At 62.1% G+C, this 15917-nt stretch carries 19 protein-coding genes; 14 read left to right on the top strand and 5 right to left on the bottom strand.

Translation table 11 applies throughout. The annotated features are described in order from the left end of the window. Nucleotides 1-80 precede the first annotated feature (80 nt). Nucleotides 81-923: an HpcH/HpaI aldolase/citrate lyase family protein gene (locus MKZ91_RS31075; RefSeq protein ID WP_336174863.1), complete on the top strand. Its 843-nt coding sequence runs from the start codon at nucleotides 81-83 to the stop codon at nucleotides 921-923. A 19-nt stretch (nucleotides 924-942) separates the two neighbouring features. Here the strand turns inward: MKZ91_RS31075 and MKZ91_RS31070 are convergent, their stop codons facing one another. Continuing rightward, entirely contained in the window at nucleotides 943-1518 is a 576-nt protein-coding gene (locus MKZ91_RS31070; RefSeq protein ID WP_336174860.1) for a DUF1349 domain-containing protein, read from the bottom strand. Between the two features lie 349 nt (nucleotides 1519-1867). Between MKZ91_RS31070 and MKZ91_RS31065 the strand changes: the two genes are divergently transcribed. The 8 genes from MKZ91_RS31065 to MKZ91_RS31030 are packed head-to-tail and all read left to right on the top strand — an operon-like array spanning nucleotide 1868 to nucleotide 10316. Next, nucleotides 1868-2371, top strand: coding sequence for an Lrp/AsnC family transcriptional regulator (locus tag MKZ91_RS31065; protein ID WP_336174858.1), 504 nt, complete (start codon nucleotides 1868-1870; stop codon nucleotides 2369-2371). Nucleotides 2372-2374: 3 nt separating this feature from the next. Beyond that, on the top strand, nucleotides 2375-3919 hold the full coding sequence (locus MKZ91_RS31060; protein ID WP_336174856.1) for a hydantoinase/oxoprolinase family protein: 1545 nt from the start codon (nucleotides 2375-2377) through the stop codon (nucleotides 3917-3919). After that, nucleotides 3916-5037, top strand: coding sequence for a DUF917 domain-containing protein (locus MKZ91_RS31055; RefSeq protein WP_336174855.1), 1122 nt, complete (start codon nucleotides 3916-3918; stop codon nucleotides 5035-5037). Before MKZ91_RS31060 ends, MKZ91_RS31055 begins: the two co-directional genes overlap by 4 nt. A gap of 37 nt (nucleotides 5038-5074) precedes the next feature. After that, nucleotides 5075-6640: an ABC transporter substrate-binding protein gene (locus MKZ91_RS31050; protein WP_336174854.1), complete on the top strand. Its 1566-nt coding sequence runs from the start codon at nucleotides 5075-5077 to the stop codon at nucleotides 6638-6640. A gap of 17 nt (nucleotides 6641-6657) precedes the next feature. After that, a complete protein-coding gene (locus MKZ91_RS31045; protein ID WP_336174853.1) occupies nucleotides 6658-7680 on the top strand; it encodes an ABC transporter permease in 1023 nt (340 codons plus the stop codon). Then, entirely contained in the window at nucleotides 7677-8516 is an 840-nt protein-coding gene (locus tag MKZ91_RS31040; protein WP_336174852.1) for an ABC transporter permease, read from the top strand. Before MKZ91_RS31045 ends, MKZ91_RS31040 begins: the two co-directional genes overlap by 4 nt. Next, a complete protein-coding gene (locus MKZ91_RS31035; RefSeq protein WP_336174851.1) occupies nucleotides 8503-9456 on the top strand; it encodes an ABC transporter ATP-binding protein in 954 nt (317 codons plus the stop codon). The genes MKZ91_RS31040 and MKZ91_RS31035 overlap by 14 nt, the downstream gene beginning before the upstream one ends. Continuing rightward, nucleotides 9453-10316, top strand: a complete 864-nt coding sequence (locus MKZ91_RS31030) for an ABC transporter ATP-binding protein (RefSeq protein WP_336174850.1) — start codon at nucleotides 9453-9455, stop codon at nucleotides 10314-10316. The genes MKZ91_RS31035 and MKZ91_RS31030 overlap by 4 nt, the downstream gene beginning before the upstream one ends. 50 nt (nucleotides 10317-10366) lie before the next feature. On the opposite strand, the gene MKZ91_RS31025 is transcribed toward MKZ91_RS31030, so the two are convergent. Next, nucleotides 10367-10576 (bottom strand): dodecin, encoded by a 210-nt coding sequence (locus MKZ91_RS31025; RefSeq protein WP_336174849.1) that lies wholly within the window; start codon nucleotides 10574-10576, stop codon nucleotides 10367-10369. Nucleotides 10577-10750: 174 nt separating this feature from the next. Then, nucleotides 10751-11203, bottom strand: coding sequence for an aspartate 1-decarboxylase (panD, locus tag MKZ91_RS31020; RefSeq protein WP_336174848.1), 453 nt, complete (start codon nucleotides 11201-11203; stop codon nucleotides 10751-10753). A 612-nt stretch (nucleotides 11204-11815) separates the two neighbouring features. Here panD and MKZ91_RS31015 point away from each other — a divergent pair. Beyond that, a complete protein-coding gene (locus MKZ91_RS31015; RefSeq protein WP_336174846.1) occupies nucleotides 11816-12124 on the top strand; it encodes a DUF982 domain-containing protein in 309 nt (102 codons plus the stop codon). 71 nt (nucleotides 12125-12195) lie between these two features. Here MKZ91_RS31015 and MKZ91_RS31010 read toward each other — a convergent pair whose 3' ends face one another. Together MKZ91_RS31010 and MKZ91_RS31005 are read right to left on the bottom strand one after the other, a co-directional pair. Next, nucleotides 12196-13161 (bottom strand): 3'-5' exonuclease, encoded by a 966-nt coding sequence (locus MKZ91_RS31010; RefSeq protein ID WP_336174845.1) that lies wholly within the window; start codon nucleotides 13159-13161, stop codon nucleotides 12196-12198. A gap of 169 nt (nucleotides 13162-13330) precedes the next feature. Further along, nucleotides 13331-13741 carry a PAS domain-containing protein gene (locus MKZ91_RS31005; RefSeq protein ID WP_336174844.1) on the bottom strand — a complete coding sequence of 137 codons (411 nt, stop codon included), beginning with the start codon at nucleotides 13739-13741 and terminating at the stop codon, nucleotides 13331-13333. A 65-nt stretch (nucleotides 13742-13806) separates the two neighbouring features. On the opposite strand from MKZ91_RS31005, the gene MKZ91_RS31000 reads away from it, so the two are divergent. The 4 genes from MKZ91_RS31000 to MKZ91_RS30985 all read left to right on the top strand — a co-directional run. Then, complete coding sequence (locus MKZ91_RS31000) at nucleotides 13807-14217, top strand: hypothetical protein (protein WP_336174843.1); 411 nt, start codon at nucleotides 13807-13809, stop codon at nucleotides 14215-14217. A gap of 163 nt (nucleotides 14218-14380) precedes the next feature. After that, complete coding sequence (locus MKZ91_RS30995) at nucleotides 14381-14563, top strand: hypothetical protein (RefSeq protein ID WP_336174842.1); 183 nt, start codon at nucleotides 14381-14383, stop codon at nucleotides 14561-14563. Between the two features lie 280 nt (nucleotides 14564-14843). Next, nucleotides 14844-15332: a GNAT family N-acetyltransferase gene (locus tag MKZ91_RS30990; RefSeq protein ID WP_336174841.1), complete on the top strand. Its 489-nt coding sequence runs from the start codon at nucleotides 14844-14846 to the stop codon at nucleotides 15330-15332. 178 nt (nucleotides 15333-15510) lie between these two features. After that, the coding region (locus tag MKZ91_RS30985) for a hypothetical protein (RefSeq protein WP_336174840.1) at nucleotides 15511-15917 on the top strand (407 nt) is incomplete at its 3' end.

Here is a 15917-nt window from a genome sequence, read left to right as displayed (position 1 = left end):
AGCATGACAACCATATCCGCATCACCTGCGCCCGGGCAGCTTCTCATCCACGCGGGCGCGTTGAAAAGAGGTAAGGCAGCATGAGGCTGCGATCGCTGCTCTACGTTCCGGGGAACTCCGAACGCTTCATCGCAAAGGCGCACGAGCGGGGTGCCGACGCGATTGTCCTCGACCTCGAAGACTCCGTTCTGCCGGAGGAAAAGTTGACGGCCCGCGCGAAGTTGCTCGAGGCGATACCCGCTGTCGGCCGAAACGGCGGCAAGGTCTTTGTCCGTGTCAACGCCGAGCCGGAATTGCAGAAGGACGATGCAGTGGCTGCTTGCCGCGCCGGCGCTTTCGGGCTCTTCGTTCCGAAGACGAGCGCAGCCGGTTCGCTCAGCGAACTTGCCGATTGGCTTGACGGGGAGGAGCGCAAAGGCGCGCGCGAGCCGCTCCATTTCTTGGCGATGCTGGAGGATGCAGGCGCCGTGCTGGAGGCGCGATCAATCGCACGCCACCAACGCGTGCTCGGCCTCTTGACCGGTGGGGAAGATCTCGCAACCGGCATGGGCGCCGACCCGCTTCCGGAGGTCTTGCGTTTACCCAAGCTGTTGGTTCATCTGGCGGCGAAGGCCGAAGGCAAGCTGTCGTTCGGCACCCTGACGACCATTGCCGACTATCAGGATCGCGATGCCCTCGAACTGGCTGCACGCGAAGCAAGCAGTCACGGTTTTGACGGAGCGACCTGCATTCACCCTTCTGCGGTCGCCATTATGAACGCTGCGTTCTCTCCGTCCAAGGAAAAGGTCGCCTGGGCCCGTTCAGTGGTCGAGGCCGCTGAGGCCGCGGCGGTCGAGGGCAGGGCCGCCTTCAAGCTGGGCGATCGCATGGTGGACACCCCGATCATCGAACGGGCACGCAGGATCCTTGAAAAGACCGGCTGATTGCCGACGCTTCGACCTTCTATGCGCTGTGCAGGTCGCGCGGTATCGCAGGTCCGAGGGTGAATGCTTCGAAGCATGCGGTGAAGCCCTCACGCTCGGGAGAGCAAGCCATGGCTCCAATCTGCGCATCGCAGTGAGAAAACGGGCATAGGCGCGCCATCTGCCAAACGCCACTGCCAAGGTGGAACTGGATCCTGACCGCCGCGTCATGCCGCGTCACTCGGATATGCACTTCGGCATCCGACTGCGCTTGCGGCAGCGGGATGACTGACCAGTCCGATGTTCCATTCGTGACAACAACCGAAAAATGCATCAGGCCATCGGTGAATTCGATGCCGGTCTTCAGCCAATGGGTTTCGTCAATGATGAGCAGGAGCCCGGCCTGATCGTAGAGCTCCCGATAATCGCCGCGCACGACAACCGACGCGGAAAAGTCTCCGCCCACCGGCTGCAATCTGGCGTGCCCGGAATGGCGCCGGAAGCCATAGAAGGTCGCCTGCCAGAAATCGGTGTTCGCCTCCGTCGTGAGTGTCAGCACGCCGTCTTCGACATTCCAGTCCCGAGGCTCGTTCAACCAGGTGAATTCCGTCACCACTCCCTCCACCGTTGCGCGATTGACCCCCACGGGCGCCGATTGCATCCGCGAAAAAATCTATGGCTGAAGGAATCGCCGGTAAAGGCATTTGCTGCGGGGCCTTAAGGAGAAGCGAACCGACCGCGCCTGTCCGAAGCGCTCTGCTCCAGCTCGTGTTTCGGTTCCCCGGCAGAGCGGGATGTGCGCCGACAACGTTTCGACCCTGAATGCCGATTCGGCAACGCCATGCATATAAAGAGCCACATTCAGGATATATTTGGAAATAATCGCCGGCATCGACTGAAATATTCTTGACACAATTCCGTTTCGGAAATTTACTCGCCTCAACAAGGCTGAAACGGAACCGGCAATGACCCAACGCTACCTCGTCGATGATCTGGACCGCGAGATTATCCGCTATCTCTCCGAAGACGGGCGCCTTTCGGCTGCCGAAATCGCCGGCCGGATCGGCAGCGTCTCGGAGCGCACGATCCGCAACCGCATCGCCGGACTGCTGCAGGAAAAGATGATCGTCATCGGCGCCATTCCCGATCCGGTAGCACTTGGACGCGACGTTCAGGTCGAGCTTCTGATCGAGGTCGAGCCGGGCAAGCAGGAGGAGGTCGCCATCCTGCTCGCCGAATACGACGAGATTGGCTACCTCGCCGCCACGAGCGGCACGGCGAACCTCAGCGCTTCGCTCTTCGTTTCCGACCATGCCGCATTGCTTGAATTCATCGATCAGGAACTGGGCAAACTGCCCGGCGTCAAGCGCGTCACGAGCTCGGTCGTGCTGCGCCTCTACAAGGTATTCGGCACGAGGACGACCGCGATCAGCCGCGGCACGGACCTCGGCGGCAAGAAAAAGGGATAGACCATGCTTCGTATTGGAGTGGATGTCGGCGGTACCAATACGGACGCGGCGCTGCTGCGCGGCGACAAGGTCCTGGCCACGGTAAAATCCTCGACCACAGCGGACGTGACATCGGGCGTCAGCGCAGCGATCCGTACGGTGCTGGCCGAAGCCGGCGTTTCTGCCGGTGCGGTCAATGCGGTGATGATCGGCACGACGCATTTCCTCAATGCCATCGTCGAGGGCCGGCATCTTGAAAAGGTCGGCGTGCTCAGGCTTTGCGGCGCGGCGACGCGCTCGCTGCCGCCAATGATCGACTGGCCCGACACGCTTCGCCCGATCGTCGACGGCGGTGCCGCGCTCGTTGGCGGCGGCGTCAACTATGACGGTTCGGAGATTGCACCGCTCGATGAGTTCGCGATCCGCGCAGCGTGCCGCGATTGGCGAGCGCGTGGCATCTTGGCCGTTGCGATCTGCTCGGTCTTCGCACTGGTCGATCCGAAAATGGAAAACGACGCGGCGGAAATCGTTGCCGAGGAAATGCCGGGGGCGGCAATCAGCCTGTCGCACCGCGTCGGTCGCACCGGCCTCCTGCCCCGCGAAAATGCGACCATTCTCAACGCGAGCCTCCATACACTCGGGCGTGAGACGGTTGGCGCCTTCCGCTCGGCCTTCGCCGAGCTCGGCCTCACCTGCCCGCTCTACCTGACACAGAACGACGGCACGCTGATGGCGGCCGAGTTCGCCGAACGTTATCCGGTCTTCACGATCGCCTCCGGACCGACCAACTCCATGCGTGGCGCGGCGTTCCTCACCGGGCTCTCCGACGCTGCGGTCATCGACATCGGCGGCACCACCACGGATATCGGTATGCTGGTCGCCGGCTTCCCGCGCACCCGCAGCGAGGGCGCGGAGATCGGCGGCGTGCCGACCAATTTCCGCGTGCCTGATGTCTATTCCTTCGGCCTTGGCGGCGGCAGCATCGTGCGCCCGGGCGCGTCTTCGACGATCGGCCCGGATTCGGTCGGTTTCCGCCTTCCGGAAAAGGCCCTCTGCTTCGGCGGCGACACTTTGACGGCAACCGATATCGCCGTTGCCGCCGGCCTCGCCGACCTTGGCGACCGCAACCGTCTCAACCATATCACGCCGGAATTCGCGCAGCAGCTGCTGGCGCAGATGAGGGCCAGCATCGAAACGGTGCTCGACCGCATGAAGCCAAGCGCCGATCCGATCCCCGCCATTCTTGTCGGCGGCGGCTCGGTGCTGGTCGAGGGACTGCTGGAGGGAACCTCCGTTTCGCTGAAGCCGGATCATTTCGGTTCGGCGAACGCCATCGGTGCGGCAATCGCGCAAGTGTCGGGCGAGGTGGACAGCGTCGTTTCGCTGGAAGGCACCACACGGGAAATCGCACTCAAATCCATCGTTGCGGAGGCACGGGCGCGCGCAGTCGAGGCCGGCGCCGATGCCGAGACCACCACCCTTGCCGAAATCGAAGAGACGCCGCTGGCCTACCTGCCCGGCAATGCCGTTCGCGTCGCTGCGAAAGTGATTGGGGAGTTGCGGGCATGAAGTACTGGACGCTCAGCGAAGCGGATATCGATCGCATCGCCATCGGCTGCGGCATTCTGGGCACCGGCGGCGGCGGCAGCACCTATCACGGCCTGCTGCGCGCCAAGGCGCTCCTGCGCGAAGGCAAGCGCATTCGCATGGTGCGGCCGGCCGACATGGCGCCGGATGCCCAGATCCTGGGTATCGGCGGCATCGGTGCCCCGACCGTGGGCATCGAAAAGATCCCCGAAGGCAGCGAGGGTGTTCGCCTTCTGAACGCGCTCGAACGGCATTTGGGCCGCAAGGTCGATGCCCTGCTCGGTGACGAAGTCGGTGGCGGCAACGGCATCGCGCCGATGCTGACGGCAGCAATGGTCGACCTGCCGGTCGTCGATGCCGACGGCATGGGGCGGGCCTTCCCGGAAGTGCAGATGACGACATTCTTTATCCACGGCCAGGCCGTGCAGCCGGCAGCGCTCGCCGACGCCGACGGCAACGTGCTCGTCGTTACCGACGCCACCACGCCGAAGATGCTGGAAAAGCTGCTGCGCGCCAGCACCATCGCCATGGGATGCACGGCGCTGATGACGACGGCGCCGATGTCGGGTGAATTCGTCCGCCGTTTCGGCGTGCCCCACACCACCAGCCAGGCCTGGAGCCTCGGGGACGCGGTGATGAACGCACGCGCGGCCAAGGAGGATCCGGTCGAGGCCATTTTGAAGCAGTCCGGTGGCGTGCGGCTGATGCGCGGCAAGGTGACCGATATCAGTCGCCGCGTCATGGCGGGCTTCACCCGCGGCAAGCTCACCGTTGCGGGGCTGGACACAGATGCTGGCCGCACGCTGACCGTCGACATCCAGAACGAATATCTGATCGCGCGCGAAGGCGAAGAGATCATCACCATGGTGCCGGACCTGATCTGCATCGTGGACTCGGAGACCGGACGGGCGATCGGCACGGAAGAACTGCGCTACGGCCTGCGCATCGACGTCCTCTCCATGCCGGCACCGGTCCTGCTTCGCAGCGAGATCGCGCTCGCCTCCGTCGGCCCGCGCGCCTTTGGCTACGATTTCGACTTCGTGCCCATGGGCGTGTCTGCGGATGCGCCTGCCGTACCCCATTACAAAGAAGACGCCTAAGCGTCCGCCCCTCCAGAACTCGATTTGGGAGCCCGACATGAACCGCCGCAATTTCCTGAAAGCCGCTGCCCTCACCGCTCTCGCCACAGCCGCCGCGTCGCGCTGGAACTTCGCGATGGCTGAGGGCACGAGCAGCATCTTCACGCTCGCCTATCCGACGAGCTTTCCGGAGCTGGACCCGGCCACTTCGTTTTCCAACGACGGCGCGGTGCTTGCCAATGTCTACGAAGGTCTGACGCGCTATATTCCGGCAACGGACTCCGCGGAAGCCAGGATCGAGCCGCTGCTCGCCACGTCCTGGGAGGTCAGTGCCGACGGCAAGACCTGGACGTTCACCCTTCGCGATGGCGTCAAGTTCCATGACGGCAGCCCGCTGACGTCGCAGGCGGTGAAAGGCTCGATCGAACGGACCAAGAAGATCGGTGGCGGCGCCTCCTTCATCTGGGGCCCGGTTTCCTCCATCGAAACGCCGGAACCGCTGAAGGTGGTCTTCGTGCTCTCCGAGCCGCAACCGCTCGACCTCATCGCGTCAGCTGGCTTCGCCGCCTGGATCTACGCCCCTTCCTCGCACGGCAAGGAAGCGTCCTGGTTCAACACCGGCAACGATGCAGGGACCGGAGCGTTCAAGATCTCGCGCTACGAGCCCGGCCAGCGCGCCGTTCTCGACCGGGTCGAAGGCTATTGGGGCAAGGTGCCGGATGGCGCCTTCCAGACGATATCGTTCGAGATCGTCGAGGATGCGACGCTCGCCCAGAACATGATCGAGAGCGGCCAGGCCGACTGGACCTACAGCCTTCCCTACGAAAATCTTGAGGCATTGAAGTCCAATCCCGACCTGAACGTGGTCGTGAACCCTTCCTTCGAAACGCTGTTCGGCCTCTACAATGTGAAGCGGGCGCCGCTCGACAAGGTGAAGGTGCGTCAGGCCCTGTCGCTCGCCTTTCCCTATGACGATGTGATCGCGGCGGGAACGAGCGGTTTCGGCACGCGCGCCAAGGGCGTCGTGCCGGCCGGCATTTGGGGCCACGACGCCAATGCGCCGATCCCGAAGACCGATCTGGAAGCCGCCAAGGCATTGCTTGCCGAAGAGGGTATCGAGCCGGGCCTGGAACTGGTGATGACCTATTCCACGTCCCAGGCGATCGAGGCGGTCGCCGGCGAACTCTGGAAGGCTAATCTCGAAACGCTCGGCATCACGCTGAAGCTGCAGCCGATGGCGTGGGAGGCACAGTGGCAACTCGGCAAGTCAAACCCCGAGGCCGCACAGGACATTTTCGTCATGTTCTGGTGGCCGACCTTCGTCACCCCTTACGACTATCTGTTCAACCTGTTCCGCAGCGAAGAGAAGCCGAATTTCAATCTCGGCTACTATTCCAACCCGGAGGTGGATGCCAAGATCGATGAAGCGGCCAAGCTCTCGGGCACCGACCGCGCCAAGGCCGAAGCGCTGTTCATCGAAGCGCAGCGCAGGATCATCGAGGACGCGGCAGCGATCTTCATGCTCGACCAGCCGAACGTCCACATCATCCGTGCGGACATCAAGGGTTATGCTGACAACCCGGCTTACGGGCACATCACCTTCGTCAACGAACTGAGCCGGTAGGGCACGCGGGGGGTCTGATGGAACTTCTACGCTACATCCTGCGCCGCACGTTCCTCTCCGCCTTCGTCCTGGTGGGGGTGACCTTCCTGGTCTTCGTGGTGGCACAGGTCGTTCCGTCGGACCCCGCAGCGCTCTATGCGGGCCCGCGTCCTACGGCTGAGCAGATCGAGAAGGCGCGCCAGGAGCTTAATCTCGACGCGCCTCTTCCCGCCCGCTTCGCGACGTTCGCCGGCGCCATGGCGTCCGCAGATTTCGGGATTTCCTACAAGTCCAGGCGCCTCATCGCAGACGATCTCAGAGCCTATCTTCCGGCCACTCTGGAGCTCGCCATCTTTTCGACCGGTCTCGCACTCCTGATCGGCATTCCGCTCGGCGTCATCGCCGCGGCGCGGCAAGGCGGATGGACAGACAGGGCCTGCAGTTTCGGCTCCATCGCGGCCGTCGCCATGCCGACCTTTTTCCTGGCGATGATCCTTCAACTCATCTTTGCGCAATGGCTTGGCATCCTGCCGCTTTCAGGCCGGCTTTCCAGAGAAATCGCGATTGCGGCGCCGTTGCCGATGGTAACCGGGTTCAACCTGATCGACGCACTCATCGCCGGCCGTCTCGACGCATTCGGCGACGCCCTGACACACCTGATCCTGCCGGCGTTGACACTCGCTTCCTATCCTGCCGGCGTCGCCATGCGGCTGACCCGCTCGGCGATCATCGAGATCCTCGAGCGCCGGCATATCCTTGCTGCCCGAGCACTCGGCCTTTCCGAACCGCGCATCCTGTTCGGTCACGCGCTGCCGAATGCCATGGGACCGGCTCTGACGGTGATCGGCCTCTCCTTCGCCTATGCCCTGACCGGCGCAGTGCTCATCGAGATCATCTTCGCCTGGCCGGGTCTCGGCCGCTACGTCTCCGAAGCGATCCTCGCCAAGGACTTCCCGGTCATCGCGGCGGTCACGATGGTCGTGACGATCTGCTATGTCGTGATGAACCTCTTGATCGATATAACCCAGGCCCTTGTCGACCCACGGGTGGCGCTGTCATGAAGAAGCTCATCCAACGCCTCGGCTGGCCGGGCACCCTCGCCCTTTTCATCGTCCTATTTTTCGTGCTCCTTGCTGCGCTCGCACCGTGGATCGCGCCCTATCCCCTGCAGGGAGCCGGCGGCCCGAACGTCGTGGCCAAGCTCTCGCCGCCTTCTGCGGACTATTGGCTGGGGACCGACCATCTTGGCCGGGACATCCTCAGCCGCATTGTCTACGGCACCCGCGTCTCGCTGACGAACGGCATCCTGATCGTCGCATTCTCCTTGCTGATCGGACTGCCGATCGGTCTTGCCGCCGGCTACTTCGGGGGCTGGATCGACGAGGCGCTGATGCGCGGCACCGACGTCTTCCTCGCCTTCCCCGCGCTGCTTCTGGCGGTGTTGATGGCCGCCGCGCTCGGGCCGGGATTTCTCAACAGCGTCATCGCCGTCGCGGTCACCTGGTGGCCCTGGTATGCGCGGCTCGCCCGCGCGGAGGTGCTGGTGCTGCGTGGCCAGCCCTATGTCGAGGCGGCACAGCTCGCCGGAGTCTCGCATTGGCGCATCATCCTTCGCCATATCCTGCCGGCGACCGGCAGGCCGCTCACCGTGCAGGCAGCGCTCGATGTCGGTCCGGCGCTGCTCACCGCCGCTGCCCTCTCCTTCCTCGGCCTCGGCGTGTTGCCGCCGACCGCGGACTGGGGTCAGATGGTCGATGCCGGCCGGAAGTTCTTCCCCGCACGCTGGTGGTATTCGGCCATGCCGGGCCTGACCATCTTCGTCATCGCGCTCGCGTTCAGCGTGCTCGGCGACGCGCTTCGCGACCGCAAGGGAGGGACCGCCCGTGCCTCTGCTTGATATCCGCAACCTCTCGGTTAGCATCCCGACATCGGATGGCGACGTTCACGCGGTGCGCGCCGTCAGCCTTGAGATCGAGCGCGGCGAGATCCACGGCGTCATCGGCGAATCCGGCTGCGGCAAGACCATGACCGGGATGGCGGTCCTCGGCCTTGCCCCGAAGGGCGCACGCATCGTTGCCGAACGGTTCCATTTCGACGGCGAGGACCTTCGCGAGCACGCAGCGCACCTGCGTGGACGGCGGATCGGCATGATCGCCCAGGATCCCGCCGCCGCTCTCAATCCCGTGCTCAGCATCGCCACCCAGATGGACGATGTGATCCGCGCCCATCGCGACCTGCCGCACCGAGCCCGGCGCAAGGAGGCGATCGATCTGCTTGCCGCGACCGGGCTGCCGGATCCGGAGAAGGTGTTGCGCAGCTATCCGCATCAGCTGTCCGGCGGCATGCAGCAACGCGTCGTCATCGCCCAGGCACTGGCAACCGGGGCCGATTTCCTCATTGCCGACGAACCGACCACCGCTCTCGACGTCTCGGTCGGCGCACAGGTCCTGGCGCTGCTACGCGGGCTGGTGACCGAGCGCGGGCTCACCGTCTTGATGATCACCCACGACATGGACGTCATCGCCGAAGCGTGCGATCGCGCCACCGTGCTCTATGCAGGCCGCTCCATCGAGACCGGCCCGGTCGATGCCGTGTTGCAGAACCCCGGTCATCCCTATACCCGCGCCCTGCTCGCCGCACTTCCCGACGCAGCGCCGCAGGGCGCGCGGCTTGCGGCGATCGAAGGCTCCATCCCGGCGCCGCGCTCGGCGATCGCAGGCTGCGCCTTTGCGCCCCGATGTCCGAAGGTGCTGCCGACGTGCACGGTCACGCCGCCGCCGGCACGCAGCCGTGGCGCGCATCGCTGGCTGTGCCATTTGCCGGAGGACGCGGCATGACCACCCCGATACTGGACGTCGACAACCTCATCATCCGCTACCGCGCCGGTCTCTTTGCCGCTCGCCCGAAGCCCGCGGTCAACGGCGCGAGCTTTCGCCTGGCCAGGGGCGAGACACTCGGCATCGTCGGCGAAAGCGGCTCCGGCAAGACAAGCCTGCTGCGGGCCATCCTGCGGCTGCTTCCGGTCGAAAGCGGGCAAATTCGCCTCGAAGGGCAGGACTGGCTGGCGCTGAAGGGCAGAGCCTTGCGTCGCGAGCGCCAGAAGATCGGGGTCGTGCTGCAAAACCCGTTCCTCTCCCTGAGCCCGCGCCTGACCATCGCCGAGATCCTTGCCGAGCCGATCCTGGCGCAAGGCGGCCGGCAGGGCCCGGCCATGCGCAAGAAGATCGCGGGCCTTTTGTCCGACTGCGGGCTACCCGCCGATTTCCTCGACCGGCGTGCACGCGAACTCTCCGGCGGCCAGGCCCAGCGCGTGGCGATCGCCCGCGCGCTGGCGCTGGAGCCGAGCCTGCTCATCCTCGACGAGCCGACGTCGGCGCTCGACGTGTCGGTGCAGGCACAGATCCTCAATCTCCTCTCGGACCTGAAGGAACGGCACGGGCTGTCGATGCTCTTCGTAACCCATAACCTGAAGGTCGTGGCGCATATCTCCGACACGCTTCTGGTCATGCGGCGCGGCGATGTCGTCGAGTTCGCAAGAACCAAAGAGGTGATCAGCGCGCCGGCTGATCCCTACACGCGCGAACTGCTTTCCTTCGGGCGCCGCGAAAGCTTGTCGAGTTCCCCTGACAGCGGCGGCCAAACGCCGCCGTCCCTAACCGGACGGGCCCCCGGATCGCTGGCCGGGGGCTCATCGTGAGCCATTCGCCGCCCCAGGCAACCGAGTAGCCGTGGCGCCAAGCTGGCTTTTCATTCGTCGATCCGAAACCCGACCTTTACGACCACCTGATAGTGAGCGACTTCACCATCCTTGATGTGCCCCCGAATCTGATCAACTTCAAACCATTCGAGATTTCTCATGGTCTTTGAGGCGCGTGCAATCGCAGTCTCGATTGCCTCAGTTACGGAAGTCTTGGAACTCCCAACGAGTTCCACTTTCTTGTAGACGTGGTCGCTCATGCCATCCTCCCGATTTGCGTTGAGTGCCTGGCACAGGAGAGTTCTACGAGAGCCTTGAGCCTATGGATTCTGTGCGGATCGTTTCCTGCCTCTCGCGGTGACCAAGCTACCAAACGATCCGGCAATCATTGGCCGCTGTCAAATGAGCTGCGGCGTGGGAAAGCCCGAATCCTGTCAGCCGCCGGACACCATGAGCGGTATCGGCAATGCCGTCTCAGCCTCATCGAGGATGTCGAAGGTGTATTTGCCTGATGCATCGACCCCGACCGAGTAGCTGAGCCGATTTCGCACATGGTTGTTCTCGTCGAAGGTCAGAATCTTCGGCTTTAAAGAGGTAAGCCGGCTTTCATCCAGATGGACCGAGTTACAAATGATGATCTGGTCCCCGGGCTGGCAAGTCCGTGCGGCCGCACCGTTGAGGATGCAACACCTGGATCCGCGCTCACCGAGGATGACATAGGTGGAGATGCGCGCCCCGGAGTTCTTGTTCCAGATCTCGACGAACTCCATCGGCAGAATACCGGCTTCCTCGCAATGGTCCGGATCAAGCGTGATCGACCCATGGTAGTTGAGGTTCGCCTCGGTGACGTGGATGCCGTGAAGCTTTCCTGCGACCAGCTTTCTCATGCCTTCTCACACCTTGATCAGGATTCGTTGGACCCCTGGCGCTGTCGGCTGAGCTAGGAATAGTCGCGCTCCGGCTCTGGGCAAACGGCAAGGGTTCTGAAAGAAGCCCCGCCGGGAAGGCGGGGCAAGGCTCGCACCCAGATGGCTCTCTGGACGCGGGGAAGAAAAACTCCATCGGCCAAGCCGATACACTCAGATACGAACAAAGCCCCCCGCAAGGAAGGTCGCTTTCGGCAATTCCGGTACGGCTTCGCTAATATATCAACTTGCTTCAAAAGACGCCCCTGGATCTCTTGACGCCCGGCGCCTGCCACAAGTGCGCGAGTATTCCTGATCACTGCTTAAGCGCTATTCGGAGGCGCTTTGCGCGACACCGATCAGACAGGCTCCACCGTCCTTCCGAAGTCCGCCGAGGCGATCCGGCAATACCCATGGCCAGCGGCCGGTACTGGGTTCCGTCACCGCGTTTTCGCAATCCGTACAGCGAATGTACTAGGCCCGCCCCTCCGAGATGACTATTGCATCAACGTTGAAGGACGGGACATATAGCTGTATAGTTTCACCTATAATTTATAACTTTTTCAAACCGTTAGCATGCGGAAGGAGGACATTGTGCGCCTTCCTGAGGTACTTTGGGCGGTTCCATTATCTGTTCGTCTACAGTCAGGAACGAACCGCATTTTCGCATCGGTCTACGACGCGCTGGATTTTCTGGAACATGAATGGCCGGTACGGCACGGACAAGGCTATGAACGATCCGTCATCATGTGCCGGGGCGCGTTGAACCATTCGGTCCCATCTGCCGTCGCGCGCGAGGCCTTCATCGGCGCGTGCTTGGAAGCTGGCATGGCAACGTCAGAAATTGTTGCCCACGATCCTGCGCGTTCGGGACCTCACGGCAACAAGGGGCGCTCGACATAGGCCACAGGATGCCGGGAATGCTCCTTCGCCCCGCCCGACGGAGCTCGGATGCGATAGAATATCAGCGACCTTCAGGCCCTGAAGCGGTCGAAAGCGGTAAGATGTCTGGTCGGTGGGTCCGCATCCCACCGATAGATTTCCGAGCGAAGATAATGCAGTTCATCGTCCAGCGCATCCTCGCCGAGCTCGATCCACCAGGACTTCGGCCGGCCGTCGCTTCCGTCCGACCAGCGGTAGCCACGCGCTTTCAGGTGATCCTTCATGTCGAACGGGCTGTTTTCCGCAAAGATGCGAACGCGCGATTGCTGGCTCGCATCGTAAAGTTCGGCAAACGGCGAACGCTGGTCCTCGGCACGTCCTTGCGCAAGAACCTCGAGCAGGGCGAAACAATCGTCGACCGCCCGGTGCCCTTCATGAAAATAGCCCGCCTGGCCGATCAGATAACCAAGCTTGGTGCCTTCAAAGCCACGCCGCGCCCAATCGATTTCAGAAACCGAACAGGCCCATGCTTTCCCGGCAAAGACCGGCGAAAGGGCCTCGCAGAACGGTCGATCGAAACCGGCATTGTGCGCGATAACGAGATCGGCGTGCTCGACGATGCTCTGAAGCTGCGCCAGATCGATCTTCTGTCCGGCCACGATATCGTCTGTGATACCGGTCAGGCGTGTGATTTCGGCCGGGATCGGGATACTCGGTTGCTGCAGGCCGCCATAGACACCTGTGACATCGCCGATAGAACCGGTATCGTCAAATGTGAAGGCGACGACACCAACTTCGATGATCTCGTCCTTGCGGTGGTTGAGGCCAGTCGTCTCGGTATCGACGATCACGCCTTTTAGGGGAAACCCTCGGCGCGGCGACGTCGCGACAGAAAGCGGTTCCAGCTTTTTCAGGATGCGGTAACGCCCGGTTTCGCGAAGCAGGCGCACCATATCCTTTTCGCCGAGCGCGGCTGGAGGATGTCGCTTCGCGGGCGAAACAACCGCCTTCTGATTTGCCGCGTCGCCCGCGACGAACAGATCGAACTGCTGTGTCATTCGTTTAGCTCGGAACCACCATCAATCGACTCACGGTGCCGCAGCGCCCGCGTTCCGCTATAAGCTATCCACCCGAACGCTTCAGGAAAAACCTTCGAAGCGACTTTACCCTGGTTCTCCACCGGTTTCGCAAAACCATAGGTTATCGACCCCAGACAAAGCTTCGGCGTCAGTGCCGCCGGTTGTCGTTTGTCGAAGTTGCGCTTTCCAGAACGACGATGCCGGAATACAGGACCGGTGTACCCTCCCGATCCTGGAAACATCGACCAAAGGCAACGACCGAGACGTAGAAACCACCTCGCGTCTTCACGCGGTAGAAAGACTGCTGGGCTCGTCCACCCACGATCGTTTCCGTGATTGTCTTTGCCAGCCCTGGCCTGTCTTCTGGATGAACCCGGTCGAGATACAGTTTCACCGGCAAGCCTTGGCTTACCTCGTTCGTGGCAAGGCCGAAGAGTTCTGCCAGAGCTGAATCTCCATAGACGAGGTCGCGGATGATATCCCAGGTGAAGATGCCGGAGTCCGCCGTGCCCACATCGGTGAGTTCGACAAAGATCGTACGCTCTCCGTCCTTTTTCATTGCTCCGTCTAACCCTCTATCATCCCTTGTAGCCGCCAGCCCCTTGCAGTTCCAACCTCGTGCGGATGTTCATCCGCGATGTGCCGGTCGACCAGCTGGCGCAGGCAATCATGAAGCCGTTTGTTGAAGCCGCCGTCACTGTCCTCGAGCAGGTCGAGATAGAACGTCGCGATGGCCCGAAACTCGGCTGCGTCGCACGGCACGCGTCGTTCAATGGATTGAAACAGCTCTTCGATCCTCACTTCGAGCGAGCGGAATTGATCAGTCTCGTACTCGCCAGCCGTCTCACCCAGTTGGCACTGGGCCGCTTTGAATTGCATCACGAGGTCGTCGACGCTCGTGGTGGTGTTTGTATCAGATCGGTGCATTCCCTTGATTTAGCACGCACTAACGCACGAGACTGCCGCGCTGCGGCCCATGGCGTCAGATTATTTCGCAAGCGCAGCTTTTTTGTAACGACTGGCGCACCAGTGTGACGCATAAGCAGCAATATTTCGCGCGCGCACCGCCGACACCGTGGTTATGCCGAAGCAGGTCGCCGGTTGTACGCCAGGGCAAAAACGCGCGGAACGTTGTGGCCCTATATTCAGACTTGGAAATATACTGGGTGCTCAAGACCAGTCGCAAGGGGACGAGAACGTGGACAATCTTGCCGCCAAGCAACCGCGCCAAGGCGCAAACTCGCCATCTGAACTGCAGGACATTGCACAGAAGCTTTCGGCTCTTGCCCAACACATCAAATCAATCGCAGCGGCCCCGCTTGGTGAACCCGTGGATTTGAACGAAAGCGGGAAGTTGTCTCGGAAGGCGAAAATCGAATAGTCCGCACATTTGGCATTGCGGCGGCGACAGACCGTGACCGGCAAGCTCGCCAAGGCTGCGCTCACGGCGTGGGCCGCGTCTTGCGCTGTTCGCCGATGCGATTGGTGGACTAAGATCGCGTGGCTGAATTCGGTATGGAAGGATCAGGGGGAGAGACCGAACTCTCCCTGATCTGGTCGGAGACCTTGAGCCAGGGCGTACTTCATCTACGATACAAGGGTTTTCGGCCGGACCGATTGGAGGTCACGGCTCGGCATCATAGATGGATCATGCTGCGAAAATGGCATCGCCGATCACGATCAGAGCCGCCCGAAAGGAAGATATGCCGATGCTTGGCGCGTACGGTACGTTGCTGATGGCGCTGCATCATCAATGGGACCCCAAGCGGTTCATCGCGACGGGACCCGACACGAAGGTCTCTTATGCGCGGTGGCTGCGAAGTCAGCTCGAAAAGCCCGATGTCGCGATCCTCGTTGCCGAGCAGCACAAGAAGATCCTCGGTTACGCGTATGCCTCTCTCGAGGGATTTGACTACATGGCACTTCGAGGGCCAGCAGGTGTCATCCACGATCTATTTGTTGAGCCCGAAATGCGCAATCAAGGCATCGGACGGATGCTGGTCAATGCCGCTGTCCGAGAGCTAAAAGGGCGTGGAGCAGACCTGATGGTGCTCTCCACCGCGCACCCGAACGAAGCAGCGCGACGGCTGTTTGCTGCGGCAGGATTTCGCCCGACAATGGTCGAGATGGCGCTCAATGGAGAAGACTGATCTGCGATCCACCATCGCCCTCCCCTCACCTGCCCGGCCACGCCAACAGGCGATCAATGTCGATGACATCCACGCGTTGGACCTTCCCCGCGGAGCATAGAGCCTCGAATTTACTGTTGTGTCCGACTGCATGGCGGTGTCGAGACGAAGTATCCCGGACCGCCTTCAGCAATCTCGAGTGACCGCAAAACCCGACAAGGCACGAGAAAAAGGGCTTTCAGCCGGCTCCATCGGAAGCCGAAAGACGCTCTCCAAACAACGTCCGGCGTGCCCCGGGTGCGGTCATGTCGAAGCAAAGCGCTCCGTGCCATCCGGCTCGGGTTCCGGTGCCTCATCGAGAACATCATCTGCGGGTCAGCCTCAATTATTTCCAATATCGCAATTCATTCGCAATTATTATTGCAATTTATCGGCACAATCCGCGGAGCTATACCTGTTCTCACCAAACAAGTTCACAACCGACCGGCGAAGACAGGGCACAGACCCCGACCTTCCCAACCAACTCAAAGAGGAGAGAGCGATGTCTAAACTCGAAGTCCTGACCCCCGCCAACAGCCAGTTGATCTTCATCGACCAGCAGCCGCA

This window comes from Ensifer sp. MJa1 (assembly GCF_037026475.1).
GTDB lineage: Bacteria > Pseudomonadota > Alphaproteobacteria > Rhizobiales > Rhizobiaceae > Ensifer.
Note: the sequence above shows the minus strand (reverse complement) of the source record. Positions and strands in the feature narration are given on the sequence as shown.